At 31.7% G+C, this 15,949-nt stretch carries 17 protein-coding genes; 8 read left to right on the plus strand and 9 right to left on the minus strand.

Going from position 1 to position 15,949, the window contains the following annotated elements; genetic code table 11:
* Positions 1 to 148 precede the first annotated feature (148 nt).
* The 8 genes from QBK95_RS05810 to QBK95_RS05845 all read left to right on the plus strand — a co-directional run bounded on the left by QBK95_RS05810 (position 149) and on the right by QBK95_RS05845 (position 7,484).
* The gene (locus tag QBK95_RS05810) at positions 149 to 1,012 is read left to right on the plus strand and encodes a sigma-70 family RNA polymerase sigma factor (protein WP_027395748.1); all 864 of its coding nucleotides are present in this window, start codon (positions 149 to 151) and stop codon (positions 1,010 to 1,012) included.
* Positions 1,013 to 1,232: 220 nt separating this feature from the next.
* Positions 1,233 to 1,640 carry a BLUF domain-containing protein gene (locus QBK95_RS05815; RefSeq protein ID WP_280931517.1) on the plus strand — a complete coding sequence of 136 codons (408 nt, stop codon included), beginning with the start codon at positions 1,233 to 1,235 and terminating at the stop codon, positions 1,638 to 1,640.
* A gap of 137 nt (positions 1,641 to 1,777) precedes the next feature.
* Positions 1,778 to 2,182 carry a BLUF domain-containing protein gene (locus QBK95_RS05820; protein ID WP_280931519.1) on the plus strand — a complete coding sequence of 135 codons (405 nt, stop codon included), beginning with the start codon at positions 1,778 to 1,780 and terminating at the stop codon, positions 2,180 to 2,182.
* 50 nt (positions 2,183 to 2,232) lie between these two features.
* Entirely contained in the window at positions 2,233 to 2,892 is a 660-nt protein-coding gene (gene rpe / locus QBK95_RS05825; protein WP_280931521.1) for a ribulose-phosphate 3-epimerase, read from the plus strand.
* Entirely contained in the window at positions 2,892 to 3,857 is a 966-nt protein-coding gene (locus tag QBK95_RS05830) for a YpdA family putative bacillithiol disulfide reductase (RefSeq protein ID WP_280931523.1), read from the plus strand. Before rpe ends, QBK95_RS05830 begins: the two co-directional genes overlap by 1 nt.
* A gap of 1 nt (position 3,858) precedes the next feature.
* Positions 3,859 to 4,383, plus strand: coding sequence for a hypothetical protein (locus QBK95_RS05835; protein ID WP_280931526.1), 525 nt, complete (start codon positions 3,859 to 3,861; stop codon positions 4,381 to 4,383).
* A gap of 110 nt (positions 4,384 to 4,493) precedes the next feature.
* The gene (locus QBK95_RS05840; protein ID WP_280931528.1) at positions 4,494 to 5,624 is read left to right on the plus strand and encodes an AraC family transcriptional regulator; all 1,131 of its coding nucleotides are present in this window, start codon (positions 4,494 to 4,496) and stop codon (positions 5,622 to 5,624) included.
* A gap of 84 nt (positions 5,625 to 5,708) precedes the next feature.
* The gene (locus QBK95_RS05845; RefSeq protein ID WP_280931530.1) at positions 5,709 to 7,484 is read left to right on the plus strand and encodes a T9SS type A sorting domain-containing protein; all 1,776 of its coding nucleotides are present in this window, start codon (positions 5,709 to 5,711) and stop codon (positions 7,482 to 7,484) included.
* A gap of 62 nt (positions 7,485 to 7,546) precedes the next feature.
* On the opposite strand, the gene QBK95_RS05850 is transcribed toward QBK95_RS05845, so the two are convergent.
* The 9 genes from QBK95_RS05850 to QBK95_RS05890 form a co-directional block, all read right to left on the minus strand.
* Complete coding sequence (locus QBK95_RS05850) at positions 7,547 to 8,251, minus strand: Bax inhibitor-1/YccA family protein (RefSeq protein WP_280931532.1); 705 nt, start codon at positions 8,249 to 8,251, stop codon at positions 7,547 to 7,549.
* A 187-nt stretch (positions 8,252 to 8,438) separates the two neighbouring features.
* The gene (locus QBK95_RS05855) at positions 8,439 to 9,302 is read right to left on the minus strand and encodes a zinc-dependent peptidase (RefSeq protein WP_280931533.1); all 864 of its coding nucleotides are present in this window, start codon (positions 9,300 to 9,302) and stop codon (positions 8,439 to 8,441) included.
* Between the two features lie 145 nt (positions 9,303 to 9,447).
* On the minus strand, positions 9,448 to 10,833 hold the full coding sequence (locus QBK95_RS05860; protein ID WP_280931536.1) for an MBL fold metallo-hydrolase: 1,386 nt from the start codon (positions 10,831 to 10,833) through the stop codon (positions 9,448 to 9,450).
* A gap of 155 nt (positions 10,834 to 10,988) precedes the next feature.
* Positions 10,989 to 11,180, minus strand: coding sequence for a hypothetical protein (locus QBK95_RS05865; protein WP_280931538.1), 192 nt, complete (start codon positions 11,178 to 11,180; stop codon positions 10,989 to 10,991).
* Between the two features lie 40 nt (positions 11,181 to 11,220).
* Positions 11,221 to 12,102 carry a sterol desaturase family protein gene (locus tag QBK95_RS05870; protein WP_280931540.1) on the minus strand — a complete coding sequence of 294 codons (882 nt, stop codon included), beginning with the start codon at positions 12,100 to 12,102 and terminating at the stop codon, positions 11,221 to 11,223.
* Between the two features lie 3 nt (positions 12,103 to 12,105).
* Entirely contained in the window at positions 12,106 to 13,071 is a 966-nt protein-coding gene (locus tag QBK95_RS05875; RefSeq protein ID WP_280931542.1) for a sulfurtransferase, read from the minus strand.
* Complete coding sequence (locus QBK95_RS05880; RefSeq protein WP_280931544.1) at positions 13,055 to 13,522, minus strand: monoheme cytochrome C; 468 nt, start codon at positions 13,520 to 13,522, stop codon at positions 13,055 to 13,057. Before QBK95_RS05880 ends, QBK95_RS05875 begins: the two co-directional genes overlap by 17 nt.
* Complete coding sequence (locus tag QBK95_RS05885; RefSeq protein WP_280931546.1) at positions 13,523 to 14,743, minus strand: sulfite oxidase; 1,221 nt, start codon at positions 14,741 to 14,743, stop codon at positions 13,523 to 13,525.
* Positions 14,744 to 14,823: 80 nt separating this feature from the next.
* Positions 14,824 to 15,096 (minus strand): acylphosphatase, encoded by a 273-nt coding sequence (locus tag QBK95_RS05890; protein WP_280931549.1) that lies wholly within the window; start codon positions 15,094 to 15,096, stop codon positions 14,824 to 14,826.
* Between the last annotated feature and the right edge of the window lie 853 nt (positions 15,097 to 15,949).

A 15,949-nucleotide genomic window follows, 5' to 3' on the forward strand; every position in this document is an offset into this window, starting at 1 on the left:
ACGACTAATTAATTGAGTTTATTTAGTGCTAAAGAAGATAAATTGAAAAATAAATTTACTTTTTTGTAACATTTTAATAATGCATTACGTATAATAAATAAAAGCAAAGCCCTAAATATTCACAAATAAAATTTCAAGGATAACATAGATGAGACAACTTAAAATTACGAAGCAGGTAACGAATCGTGAAACTGCATCGCTAGATAAGTATTTGCAGGAAATAGGTAAAGTAGATCTTATTACCGCAGATGAAGAGGTAGAATTAGCTCAGCGAATAAAAGCTGGTGATGAAAGAGCCCTTGAAAAATTGACTAAAGCGAATTTACGATTTGTGGTATCGGTTGCAAAACAATACCAAAATCAAGGACTTACACTACCTGATTTAATTAATGAAGGGAACTTAGGATTGATCAAGGCTGCAAAACGTTTTGATGAAACCAGAGGTTTTAAATTCATTTCTTATGCAGTATGGTGGATTCGTCAATCTATTTTGCAGGCTTTGGCGGAGCAATCTCGTATTGTACGTTTACCTTTAAATAAAATTGGATCTATTAATAAGATCAATAAAACATATGCGTTCTTAGAGCAATCTCACGAACGTCCTCCAAGTGCAGAAGAAATTGCAAAGGAGTTAGATATGACAATTAATGACGTAAAAGAGTCTATGAAAAACTCTGGTCGTCACGTAAGTATGGATGCTCCTCTTGTAGAAGGAGAAGATTCTAACTTGTATGATGTATTGAATTCTGGTGAATCTCCTAATCCAGATAGATCATTATTACACGAATCTCTTCGTACAGAAATAGAAAGAGCATTAGAAACACTTACTCCAAGAGAGGCTGATGTAATACGTTTATATTTTGGTCTTGGAGATCAACATCCAATGACTCTAGAAGAAATTGGAGAAACTTTTGACCTAACACGTGAACGTGTTCGTCAAATTAAAGAAAAAGCAATTCGTAGATTAAAACATACATCTCGTAGTAAAATTTTAAAAACTTATTTAGGATAACTTTTAATTTCCTAAATTGCGATTACAAACAGTTTATAACATAACTGTTCGTTTTTTGATTGATGAATGACCTCCGGCTGATTACCGGAGGTTTTTTCATGAGGGCATTCTATCACTACATTATGGTTAAACCATAACATATTAATTTTCAAGCCAATAAAGAATAAAATATTAATCTTTAGAGCCAAAAATCTGTATCTTTAAATAAGAACCAGATACTATGTGGCAAACCATAAGTTATGTAAGCACAGCGAATGCATCCTTAACTAATTCTGATATGGATGAGTTATTTGAATTTGTTAGAATAAATAATAACAATCTAAACATAACAGGTATACTAATGTATTCTGATGGTAATTTTTTTCAAGTACTAGAAGGAGAAAAAGATCAAGTGGATAGTTTGTTCAAAAAAATACAACAAGATTCCAGGCACCATAATGTTATTAAAATTTTTGATCGAGAAATAACCAGTTGTTCATTCTCAGAATATCATTCCTCTTTTAAAGTACTAGGAAAGAATTATGATCACGGAGAATTACAGCATTTTTTAAAAGAAGAGAAATTTCATAATCCAGAAAATTTTAAAAACATCTTCTACTTAGCCAATAAATTCTTGAAACTTTCTTAAGAAAAATTTCGTAGTTAACTTTCTCGTACAAATCACTTATAAGGAAATATACAAACGAGATAAACGAATGTTAAAAATAAAATTTAACAAAAAAATTCCCCAAAAAAAACTTAACTTGTAGTATACAAAAAAATGATATGCTGTATACTATATCTTATGTGAGCACTTCCTCTAAACTTTCTGATTTTCAAATTAATGAATTGTTATATACCGCAAAGTTAAAAAACGAAGAAGTGGGTGTTACCGGAATTTTGATGCATTCTAATCAAAATTTTTTCCAAATACTTGAGGGAGATAAAAAAATTGTACAAGGTCTTTACTCGAAAATAGAAAGAGATGTAAGACATTCTAATTTAATTAAAATACTTGATCGAAAAATTAATACTCCTTCCTTTACAAGCTTTCAAAATACCTATACTATAGTTCATCGCGAAAAAGATTATGCAGAGTTGCAACAATTTCTTGAGGCAGAAAAAACATACAACCCAAAAAACTTTAAAAACATTTCATACCTAGCCAATAAATTTATGAAGCTTTCATAGCTAGTAGTTTAAAACTTAAATAGTATTTTTGCCAGAAACAACACAATTTTATGGCTTCAAAATTAATTGCTCCTTCTGTATTAGCTGCAGATTTTGCTAATTTACAACGTGATGTAGAAATGATCAATAGCAGCGATGCAGATTGGTTTCATATTGATATAATGGATGGCGTTTTTGTTCCCAATATTTCTTTTGGCATGCCAGTTTTAAGAGATATCGTAAAACACGCTACAAAGACTATCGACGTACATCTAATGATCGTAGATCCAGACAGATATATAAAGACTTTTGCAGATTTGGGAAGCAACATACTCACAGTTCACTATGAAGCATGTACACATCTTCACAGAACCCTACAAGCCATAAAAGCAGAAGGCATGAAAGCTGGTGTAGCAATAAATCCTCATACGAATGTAAACCTATTAGAAGACACTATTAAGGATATAGATTTAGTATGTATTATGAGTGTGAATCCAGGATTTGGTGGGCAGTCATTTATAGAAAATACCTATAAAAAAGTGCAACAACTTAAAGAAATTATTGATCGCAATAATGCTAATACACTGATAGAAATTGATGGAGGAGTCACTAACAAAAATGCAAAACAATTAGTGGATGCTGGAGCTGATGTCCTAGTAGCTGGAAGCTACGTTTTTAAGAGTACAGATCCTAATCAAACAATAAAAGGATTGAAAGAGATGATTTCTTAATGAAACATATAGATCTTATAATAATTGGTGGTGGTCCTATAGGTATTGCCTGTGGTCTTGAGGCTAAGAAAAAAGGTATTAATTATCTTATAATAGAAAAAGGTCCTATAGTTAATTCTCTTTTTAACTATCCTATAAATATGCAGTTTTTCTCTTCGTCCGAGAAACTTGAGATAGATGAAATACCTTTTATCAGTAATGAAGCTAAACCTAAAAGAAACGAAGCATTAGAATACTATCGAAGAATAGTTACATCTAATGATTTGAACATGAATCTTTTTGAAAAAGTAAATGTAGTTGAAAAAACGGAAAATACTTTCTACATAAAAACCGAAAAACAACAGTATACAGCTTCATATGTTATTTTAGCGACAGGTTTTTATGACATCCCAAATACCATGAATGTTCCTGGAGAGGAATTATCCAAAGTATCACATTATTACAAAGACCCTCATTTTTTTGCAAAACAAAAATTAGCCGTCATTGGTGCAAGTAATTCTGCCGTAGATGCTGCATTAGAATGTTATCGCAAAGGAGCAGATGTAACCATGATTGTGAGAAGTCCCGAAATCGGTAAGCGTGTAAAATATTGGGTAAAACCTGATATAGAAAATAGAATTGCAGAAGGCAGTATCAAAGCATACTTTAATGCTAAAGTTAAAGAAATTTTGTCTGATCAAATTATAATCAACACTCCTTCTGGAGAAGTTGAATTAGAAAATGATTATGTTTTAGCATTAACTGGTTATACACCAAACTTTGATTTCCTAAAAAAAATTGGCATTCAACTTTCTGATGATGAGAAACTTTATCCTCAATATCATAAAGAAACTATGGAGTCTAATATAAACAACCTATACCTTGCAGGCGTTATTTGTGGTGGAATGGATACCCATGTTTGGTTTATAGAAAACTCCAGAATTCATGCAAAGACGATTATTGAGCATATCATCTCAAAAAAATAAGATGTTCGCAAAGGATCCTATAGCAATATTTAAAAAAAGATCTGAAACATGGTTACAGGATCTTGAGCATTATGATCAAGAAAAATTATATCATAAACCATCATCGGATCAATGGTGTTTGGCAGAGTTATATGATCATATTATAAGAGTTGCAAAAACGTATCAAATTCCGAATTTTCACAGATGTATCCAAAATGACATCAAAGAAGGAAAATCAAAAAATAGTGCAGCATACTTAATTTTTAATTTTAATTTTCTACCTTCTAGAACGATTAAAATGGAATCTTTTCCTCCAAAAATAGTATCCAATTTTACTCCTGAAATACTAGAAAGAGATATCTTAGAAAATAATTTTAGAGAATTCATTATAGAAATTTTAGCAAAAGAATCTCTGTTACACCAATGTGATCGAGCTATAAAACACAATCATCCTTTCTTTGGAATGATCAACGCTGTAGAATGGTTTTCCTTAATTGAAATACATATGCGACATCATGAATCCCAAAAGAAACGATTAGAACTTTGACACTCTTGTCAATTTTAGGTTTTTATTAGGTTACTTATACATTCTAAATTTTATTTTTAAAGTGTTTTAAAAACAATAATTGCTAACTTGAGCATAATAAAAGTCCAAAGATGCAAGAAAATACGATCCCATCTTTTGATACCTGGACTTCCATTTTTCTATTGGTAAGTTCTTTAGGGTTCTTTTTAAGTATCATTTTAGGTACACGAAAAAACAGTAGGAAGAATAATCTTCCTATTATTTTGTTGATTCTAGGGTTTTCTTTAATATTAGTGTACTATGTATTAATCTGGACTAGGTATAGAGCAGTATATCCATATTTATACTTTTTTGACACTAGTTGGTACCTAGCATTTGGTCCATTACTCTATAGCTATATCACCAAGTTTTATAGCAACACTTTTAAAGTAAAGTGGTATCATTTTATTCCTGCATTACTCTGTTTTGTAATGAATGGGTTCTATTTCATAAAAACACAAGGTTTCCTGGAGATAAAAGAATATAAAAATGAACCTATACTTTATTTTTTAGAAGTAATAAATTATCCTTGGCTCGCTGCTTTATCTTTTATCATTTACCTCATTACTATCAAAGATTTTATCACATTTCACAAAGGGGAAAACGAATCTCAATATCAAAATACCCGAAAAAAGTGGTCTGATTTTCTTTTAAACTTATTTTTCGTCTTTGCTATGGCTTATATAAGTTACTATGTACTTGTAAGGTTCTCTTTTTTCAGTATTCATTGGGATTACGCAATATCTTTCTCGATGTCTATTGGGATTTATGCAATTGGCTATATGGTTTATAAAGAACCCTCAATTTTTAATGGAGAATTATTATCGAATTTGTTTTTAAGAGAAATAGATTCCCACGAGTTTACAGATACTACTAAAGAAGAATTTTATTCTAAACTACTTACTCATATTACTATTAACAAACCATATTTAGATAATAATCTTAGATTAGTACAATTAGCAGATGATGTTGGTTTCTCAAGTCATACCTTATCAAAAATAATTAATGAAAAGGCAAATAAAAACTTCAATCAATTTATAAATGAATACAGATTAGAAGAAGCCAAAAAATTACTTTTAGAAGATATTTCCTCAAGCATAAAAACGATATACTTTGATGTTGGTTTTAACAACAAAGCGACATTCAACAATGCTTTCAAAAATAAATACCACTGTACTCCTTCAGAATATAAAAGAAAGCACTTACACGTACAAAATCATTAAAAAAAGTAAAGAATTATAATTCTAAACCACTATGCTCAACGTTTTATAGAATTTTATCTTCATAATTCTTAAAACTATATCACGATGAGATCATTAATTTTACTTACGTATTGCTGCATTACATTTAATTGTTTTGCACAAAATTTCAACTTAGTAACAGATGCAAACAATCCTATTATTTCTGAACCAACCATTGCAGGAACGTATTTCGGTACTTCATGGACTGATATTGATAATGATGGATATTTAGACTTATTTTACGCTGGATCTATTTACAGAAATCTTGGCAATGGAAACTTTGAAATTGCTAATACAGAAACTCCGATACCCATAGCAACTTCATTAAATGGTTGTAGCTGGGCAGATTATCAAAATGATGGTGATTTAGATTTAATATATTCTAGATTTACAGCTCCATCTACATTGCAAACTAGAATTTACACTAATGATGGTACGGGTCAATTTACAGAAATTAACACCGTTTTAAATAATATTAATTCTGCCACTTGGAGTGTACAATGGTGCGATTACAATAATGATAGTTATGTTGATTTTATACTAACATTTGCAGATTTATTTCTGGGACCTAATAACCACTTCCCTAACCGACTGTATAGAGGTAATAGTGATGGAACATTTACCGAAGTAACCGAAAATTATGAATTTCTTACCACACTCGCTCCATATACAGTATCTAATTGGACGGATTACGATGAAGATGGCGATATAGATTTGTTTATTGCAAGTGGTCCTGCAGCGGGTCCTAATGGAATTGCAGCAGACTTCTTATACAAAAATCTACAGATAGAAACGGGAAATGAAGGATTTGAAAAATTATCAAATTCAGACCTTTCGTTTGCAGAAGAACTTCAGGATGGGCAATGTTATAATGCTATTGATTACGACAACGATGGTGATTTGGATATCTGTTTAACAAATTATTCTGGAACAACAAACAAATTTTACGTTAATAATGCTGGAACTTATGTAAAAACTGATGTCCCTTTTACCAATGGAAACACCAGTAATTTATCTAATGCTTGGGGAGATTTTGATAATGATGGAGATTTAGATGTTATCATAACGGCATCTAGTCCTACTGGAAGTGGATATTTCAAAAATAATGGCGATGGCACATTTACTGAGAGTGGTTCTAACCTGATCAACGCAGCGATATCAAGCGGTTCTACTGGAACAACTATAGGCGATTATGACAACGATGGTGATCTTGATTTTTTTGTTGTTGGTCGTGGAGTAAAAGGGCTTTTCAGGAATGATCTCACTGTCAAGAATCATTTTGTAAACTTTAAATTAGTGGGTAATCTTTCAAACAAAGCTGGATTAGGAGCACGATTAGAACTAAAGGCAAAAATTAAAGGTAGGTACGTAACTCAAAAAAGAGAAGTTTCTGCTTCTAATACCTTTATGGGACACAATAGCTTAAGAGCTCATTTTGGTCTAGGAAGAGCAGGTAGAATTGATAAATTAACAATATACTGGCCATCTGGAACCATCGATACGTTTAATAATCTTAGGGTAAATCAATTTTACACAATAGAAGAAGGAAAACCTCTGCCGAATCGTCCCGTCAAAAAAAAAGTCAGTAGTATTAATCCAGAAGTCATTATGTTTCCTAATCCTTCAAAAAACAATGTACAAATCACTATTAAAAACAGCGTTAATAGTAATAGCCCGATTCTTGTTAAAACAGTCGATATTATGGGTCGTATAGTTTCAAAAACAAACTTTGAAGTCAATGAAAATATCATTTTAGACACCTCCAAATTATCACAGGGGAATTATTTAATACAGATCGAAGTCGATAGAAAAACCTTTACAGAAAAGTTGGTGATTCAATAAGGTAGCTATCAAAAAAGGCAAGTCTCTAACGGACTTGCCTTTTGTATTTTTAAACAAATATTCTAATCGTTAGATAAAATACTAAGTATATACCAAAACAGTAACATTAAAGAAGCAAATAATCCTAATGAAGCTCCTACATACTGATCTTCTGAGTATTTATGTACCATATTGGAAGTTTGGTATAATATAGAACCCGAAGCTAAAACTACCATTCCTACGCTAAACCATAATCCCAGATTAAATCCAAATAGTAATCCCGCAACAATTAATCCCAATGCTATAAAAAACCCAATAGTTAGCATTGATTTTAGAAAAGAGAAATCCTTCTTAGTCAACAAAACTACTCCAGATAATCCTGTAAACAAAGCTAACGTCAATATCGCAGCTTGGTTTAATATGTTAGCTCCTCCACTCTCAGCAATCATCATTGCAATTCCGATCAAAGGAATAAAAATAAAAGCTTCGGCCACAACATACAGAAGAAGACCTAGGTATTGTTTATTGATATCATGAGTTTTATGAGCCATTTTCTCTGCATAATTCGTCGCCAACATAAACCCTCCTAACATGATCAACCATCTCCATCCTTGTGTCATTGAAAATGCAAAATTCACTAAAGGTTCTATCTGAAAAAACACCCACTCTACTATAACAAATAACAATACAGCCATTGCCAAATGCGTATAGGTTTTTTTATAAAAAGCAACTCTTTTTTCGTCAGTAAGCGAACTTACTACAGGTGCTACTTGCTGAAATTCTTCCATTTCTTCATTTTTAAATTAAAATCTTTTAACTTGATAAATATAGTTTTTATCGTTTAATATAAGTACCATAGTCAGGTGAAATGTTACCCCTTGTTTTTGATTTTTTCATAAATAATATCGCGGCTAACCGAAAATAAACAGCCTCAAAATACAATCACCTGAGGTCCTACTGGTTAAACACTGGTGTTTAAGCCTCAAAATATCTAAAATTTAACATACGGCTCACATAAGAATAAATATCTGGGAATTGTTTCTTAAGTTTCTCTGGAGATTCCATGAATACTTCCACTAATACTGCGATAAATTCGAACTTATCAGTAAAGGCATATTCTCGTAAAACTTTAGATTCAATAATTTTATTACGTAGTTCTACTGAAGATAAGTGTTGCTCTAATTCTAAAAAAGTGTCGTGAAATATTTCTGAGCTAATATTATTACTCTTTAGTGAACAATAGTGAATTGCATGAGTAATTTCGTGTATTCCTAGATTTACTCCATCCTCCTGATGTAGATTACCAATATTAAAATGTTCCCAGGATAATACTAAAGCTTTAGATCTGGGATTAAATTCACCATTATTTTGTGTTTTATTTAGAATAGAATAATACGAGGATGGATATAGAATAATGGTCTCCACATATTCTAATAAATAATTACGCATCCCAAAGGTTAACTGAATTACCATCATCGTTACCTGCATGCGTTTATAGTCATCGACAACAAGACCTTCTCTACCAACAAACTTAGTCGTCTCTAAAAACTTGACCACTCGATGTTCAAAATATCTCTTTTTTCTTTTATCTAATTGATTATATAGTGAATTCGTTTTTAAGAAAGGTTTTAAATTTGGCGGTATCTTCTTAAGAAAAAGGTAAAAATGAACAAAAAAAGGTTTCTGATACATTCTTGCATATACTGTTTCTAAGTACTTCGATACATAATATATACAAATGGAAACAATACCAATAGTAAGTATTACCCCGAGAAATTTTGGAATCCCAGGTTCAGGAGTTTCCTGAAAGGATAGAATGTATAAAAAAATAAAAATCAAAAGGATCAAGTAGGGTTATTTAGTCACAAAATAGTGCTTTTGAAATAATTAGTCTGTTAAAACAATTACTAAAACGTTAATCCTTATACTATAGTATCAAAAAAGCTTCTTAATATCTATATTATAATAATTCATATAAAGAAAATTAATTGGTAAGCGCTATTCCCATTTCCTCTATTGCCTTAAACCCTCCTGCTATATCTACAAGATTATGGATTCCTCTACTTTTTAAGATAGAAGCCGCTATTACAGAGCGATATCCTCCAGCACAATGAATGTAAAAGGTTTCATTTTTCGGGAATTCAGAAAAATGTTTATTAATAAAATCAAGAGGAGTATTCTTAGCATCTTCCATATGTGATACTGAATATTCAGACTGTTTTCTTACATCAAAAACAGGAGTATCTTCTGAAAGCTTGGTTTTAAATACATCGGCTGAAATAGAATCTAAGGTATCAACCTCATTCTCTTCATTTTGCCAAGATTTAAATCCTCCTTCTAAGTAACCAAGTGTATTATCAAATCCTACTCTAGAAAGTCTCGTAACAGTCTCTTCTTCTCTTCCTTCTGGTGTAACTAAAAGTATTGGTTGCTTAACATCACCTATCAATGCTCCTACCCAAGGAGCAAAACCACCGTCTATGCCAATAAAAATTGATCTAGGAATATGCCCTTTTACAAACTCATTTTGATGACGAACATCTAAAATAATTGCACCAGTTTCATTCGCTAACGCTTCAAAATCTTTTGGAGAAAACGCACGTGTACCACGATCTAATACTTCTTGAATATCAGCATACCCTTCTTTATTCATTTTTACATTTAAAGGAAAATAAGATGGTGGTGGTAATAATCCATCTGTAACTTCTTTTACAAATTCTTCCTTGGTCATATCTGACCTCAAAGCGTAATTCGTTTGTTTTTGAATCCCTAAAGTACCCACAGTTTCTTTACTCATGTTTTTACCACAAGCTGATCCAGCTCCGTGAGCAGGATAAACTATGACATCATTGCCCAATGGCATAATCTTAGTGCGTAAACTATCATATAACATTTCGGCTAATTGCTCCTGAGTCATATCTGCAGCTTTCTGCGCAAGATCAGGTCTACCAACATCTCCAAGAAACAAAGTGTCTCCACTAAATATGGCGTGATCTTTACCATCTTTGTCTCTTAGTAAATAAGTAGTACTTTCTAACGTATGTCCTGGAGTATGTAAGGCTATTATCGTAATATCTCCTATTTTAAATTCTTCTCCATCTTTGGCAATAATAGCATCAAAAGAAGTTTGTGCTTCTGGGCCATAAACTATTGGGGCACCTGATTCTTTAGAAAGGGTAATATGACCACTTACAAAATCAGCATGAAAATGAGTTTCAAAAATGTATTTAATAACGGCATTGTCTTCTTTTGACTTTTCTAAATATGGCTTTACTTCTCTAATTGGATCAATAATAGCCACTTCACCATTACTTTCTATATAATATGCGCCTTGAGCAAGGCATCCTGTGTACATTTGTTCAATTCTCATTTTCCCTCAAATAATTATCAAATAATCCCCCAAAGGTATGATTAATTGAAAGTCTTGCAAAAAGATAAACTTTGTAATTATACCTAGTTATTAAGATTTGTTTTATAAACACCTATCAAATAGCAGTCTCTTATTGCTAATCGAATTGGTTTTTTTTAAGAAGCTCCTACATATTTAAGCACTTCATATACCAAAAAAGCAGGCCAAACAATTGCCTTTACAATACCTAATAAACCCATCCAAAAACTCGTTGCATGGCTTATATAGTAAATTAACGCACCTATAATTCCTAAACCGTACACGGTATTGGAATAGGCTTTTTTTTGTACTTTTTCTTTTGTTTCCATTATATTTATTATTTCAAAATAACAAGTAATCTTATCGTATCTATTTTGTCTTTTTGGATTTTCTAAAACCATAGACTAGTTGTCCAAAAAAGCTTTTAGGCACTTTTTCATCCCCAGGAAAACCAATCTCTATAGTACCACTATCCTCTGGTATATAGTTAGTTTTGAAAATATAATCCCAAAGACTCAAACTAATTCCAAAATTCACACCATAAGAATTTTCAGGTAATACATAAGAGTGGTGATAAAGATGCATAACAGGATTATTAAGAATGTATTTTAATGGTCCCCAAGTAATTTTAATATTCGCATGATTAAAATGACCTATTGCTATTGCTAAAAAATGTACAATATATGCTTGTTCTGGTTCAAAACCACCCAGAATCATTACTCCAATCGTTTTAAGAGGTTTATAAAATATATTTTCCATCCAATGATACCTAAGATGTGCAGCAAATCCCATTTCTTTTACTGAATGATGAATTTTGTGAAATCTCCATAGTAACGGAAATTTATGAAGTAGTACATGAGTAAACCATTGTACAAAATCTAAAATCACAAAGAATACCAATAATTGAATCCACATTGAAAGTCCAGATATATTAATAATGGTAAAGCTATCTCCAGAAACTCCTATACTATCAAAAAAGGCACTCAGTAACTTATAAAAACCACTTATTGCAATTGAAAAAATAAAAAAGTTAAAAAACATATAGAATCCATCCAGCCAAAAATCTTTTCTAAAAGCAGACTGTTCCTTTCTCCAAGGAAATACGACCTCTAAACCCCAAATCAATAATGAAATTGCGATCAATCCCCAAAAGTAATTTGTGTACCATGGAACTTCAAAAAGAATAGAATTCCAGGTCCAATTCATATTATCTAAGAAAGCATCTATAAAACCATTTATATACTTTTCCATACCTTATAACTTCACTTTTGTTATACTATCTTGCTGAAAAGGTAAGTTATCAAAAAAACTCCATTCTGTCCACGAACCATCGTAGTTCTTAACATTACTATAACCCAATAATTCTGTTAATATAAAAGTAGTATGCGCAGATCGCACTCCAGAATGACAATACGTTACAATCAAATCATCTTTTGATACCTTCATTTTTTCATATACCTTTTCTAATTCTTGATATGATTTAAATTTCATATCTCCATTATAATGTATTGCTTCTATCCAATCGATTCGCTTACTTTCAGGAATTCTTCCACCTTTATGAGCTCCTTTCTTTTGTCTTTTTCCACTAAACTCATCTATACTTCGGGTATCCAAAATCATCATTTTTTCTTTGGAATCAATATTTTCTTTGATCCTATCTTTATCAATATATAACTCAAATTCGCTTTTTTCAGGAAGTACGAACACTGATGGTACAGAAGATATTTTTTTATTATTAATTACACCTCCTATTTGCTTCCAGGCTGCTAATCCCCCATTTAATAACTGAACAGATTCAAATCCGTAATTTTTAAGTACCCACCATAAACGAGCAGCATCGCAACCTCCTCTATCATCATAGACTACTACTTGATCACTATTTCTGATTCCTAATGCACTAAACAAAGTTTCTATCTCATCTTTCTTAGCCATCATACCGCCATAGGGATAAGATGTATCTTCTATATCGGTTCTCCAGATATTTAAGGCACCTTCTATATGCTTTTCAGTATATTTTTTTGGTCTTCTAAAATCAATAATCTTTACACTGTTTTTTTTTGAAATCTTAAATAATTCTTCAGCTTCTATAATATGCTTAGTACTTACATAGCTTTTAACTTCTACAGGAACATCCTTAGTCTCTACATTAGAGTTGTTGTTATTGTTGCAAGAAAACAGCAATGCAATTAAAAGCAAGCTTATACTATTCTTGTAAATCATACCATTCTATATTGGTTAGTACTTCTCTTCTTCCTTTTTTTGGTGGCGGATAATTAGAAACGAGATAATTTACTATAATAGCTTCATTACCTCCCAAATCCCATAAATTTTGAGTTTTTTGCATCCATCTAATTGTTTCGATCCATCGTTCTTTAGACATCCTATTTTGAATAACCAATTGAGAGGAATGACAGTTTGTACAATTGTTGACTACTTCCATCAATCCTTCTGCCTCTACCAATCCAGTTCTCAGATGTATTCCGTTTTCTATAGTATCATCTCCTTCAATCATTTTATACGATAATTCTGGTGTATTTTTAATTGCGGATAATGTAGGGTCTATAATTAGGTAGACTCCAGCAACTAATACGATACCAACCATCACACATGTCATTACCATAAGTTTATAAATGGCTTTCGCATGTTGCTGGAAGCTGTTATCTTGATCCATTTACTTTACTTTTATCGCAATACGGTGACAAGCATTATTTAAGTATCCTTTAGGGTTCCAACCAGGTAAAAGCATTGGCTGACTAACCCCATTAGCATCTGTAGCACGCGCCCATACTTCATAATATCCTTTCTTCGGAAAATCCACTGTTGCAGAAAAATGTTGCCAAGCTAATCTGTTTATCGGTTTTTCTATAGAGCAAGTTTTCCAGGTTGCTCCAAAATCGATAGAATATTCCATGGTAGTAACTTCTAATTCTCCTGCCCAGGCATGACCTCTTATATTTAATGTTTTTCCCAGTTCAATCCTCGCACCAGATCTGGGATAAGTAATTAAAGATTTCACAGGCATAGATTCTATAATACACATAGCTTCATCTTCCACTTTTTCTCCAGGAGCAACTGTTTCACAAGGGATGCGGTATGCTTTTCCTCCCATTTTTGTACCATCATGGATTTTATTGCGTACACTTATGCTGTGTACCCATTTACCCGATACAGAAGCTGGCCATCCACCAGCAACTAATCGTAGTGGATATCCATGAGCCAATGGAATATCTTCTCCATTCATTTTAAAAGCTAATAAGGTTTCATCTTGCAAAGCTTTAGTCATAGGCGCGCCTCGAGATATAGGTTCTTTTTTAGAATCTCCACTAAGATGCATATCTGCTGCATGATAACCTATGTAAACTGCATCATCTTTGATACCAACATCTTCTAAAACATCTCGCAATCTAACTCCTGTCCAATTCGCACAGGATACTGCTCCCACAGTCCATTGATTTCCCTTAGCAGGAGGATCAAATTCGCTTCGTCCATTACCTCCACATTCTAAAGTAAGTTGATAGGTATATTGCGGAAATTTAGACACCAATTCAGAAAAAGAATATACTTTCTTTTGTAGTACTGATTCACCATCAATAGTTAATGTCCAATTATTTTTATTAATATTTTTAGGAATGAGTCCATTATTTCTAATGAACATATATTTATTCGGAGTGATTTTATCATCTAGTAAATGTGCTTTTGCTTCAATATTCCATGGTCTATTATTAAGCACAGTCATACCTTTATCCAGATTAAACAATGCAAATGGGTCTGGATCTAAAAGTGCTAATGGTTGATACCCTTCTGGCATAATTGATCCAAAAACAATATCCATCCCAATTACTGAAGTCATTGCACTCAGCAAAGTTTTTTTTACAAATGTTCTTCTTTCCATTTAACTATTGTACGAATTAGTATGTAAAATACTCTAATTATTTGATCCTTGCCTAGCTCAAGAATATTACAATTAGAAATTTAATATAAAATCTCAAAAAAATTAAACAATCGAATATCTGATTCCTCATGAGAAACCTGAGACACCTCAGCAAATTCAGGACCTTTTGCACACCATTCTAAAAACTGATTAAGTTTATGTTCGTCTGCCTCTGCTTCAATATATACGCTACCATCTGATTGATTTTTTACAGAGCCTTTAATCTCTAATTCAAGTGCTTTTTCCCAAGTACTTTTACGATACCAGACTCCTTGTACTTTTCCTTTTACTGTGATATTATAATGTTTAAGCATACAATCGATTTACTGAATATTTTATATAATAATAATGTTATCATTATTACACCTAAATTCTAAAGTTAGAAAAAAAACTAGATAAAATGAGTTATTTTTTTGAGTGATATTGATAGAACTAAATGTATTGGTAAGAACTTCTATTATATACTAAAGGTGATTTATTAAAAACATAAAGACAAGTCTTTTTTCATATATAATATTAAAACGATACGTATTATATAAGGAACTGAAACTTGGCTTAAAAACTTTAGAAAAAGCCAAAAAACATCTTGAAACACCACTATTTTAGTTAAAAAATGTTAAAATAGTACCTTTTTATACATAGTACTGTAACAAATTTCACTTTTCGATGTCTAGTAGGTATATAACAATTTAAAAGTATAGAAATTATGAACAATCAAATAGCAAAAAAATCAAACAACACTAAAGGAAATATCTGGAACGCCAAAAGACGTTATAGATAATCTAAAATCAAATTATTCATCAATCAATCAAAATCAAAACATCATGAGAACTTTAGACAGCAATCAAATCACTAAAAAATTAAACAATACTAACGGAAGCATCTGGAACGCCAAAAGACGTTATAGATAATCCAAAATCAAATTATTCATCAATCAATCAAAATCAAAATATCATGAGAACTTTAGACAGCAATCAAATCACTAAAAAATTAAACAATACTAACGGAAGCATCTGGAACGCTAAAAGACGCTATAGATAATCCAAAATCAAATTATTCATCAATCAATCAAAATCAAAACATCATGAGAACTTTAGACAGCAATCAAATCACTAAAAAATTAAACAATACTAACGGAAGCATCTGGAACGCCAAAAGACGTTATAG

Source organism: Aquimarina mycalae (assembly GCF_029906345.1).
Taxonomy (GTDB): Bacteria; Bacteroidota; Bacteroidia; order Flavobacteriales; family Flavobacteriaceae; genus Aquimarina.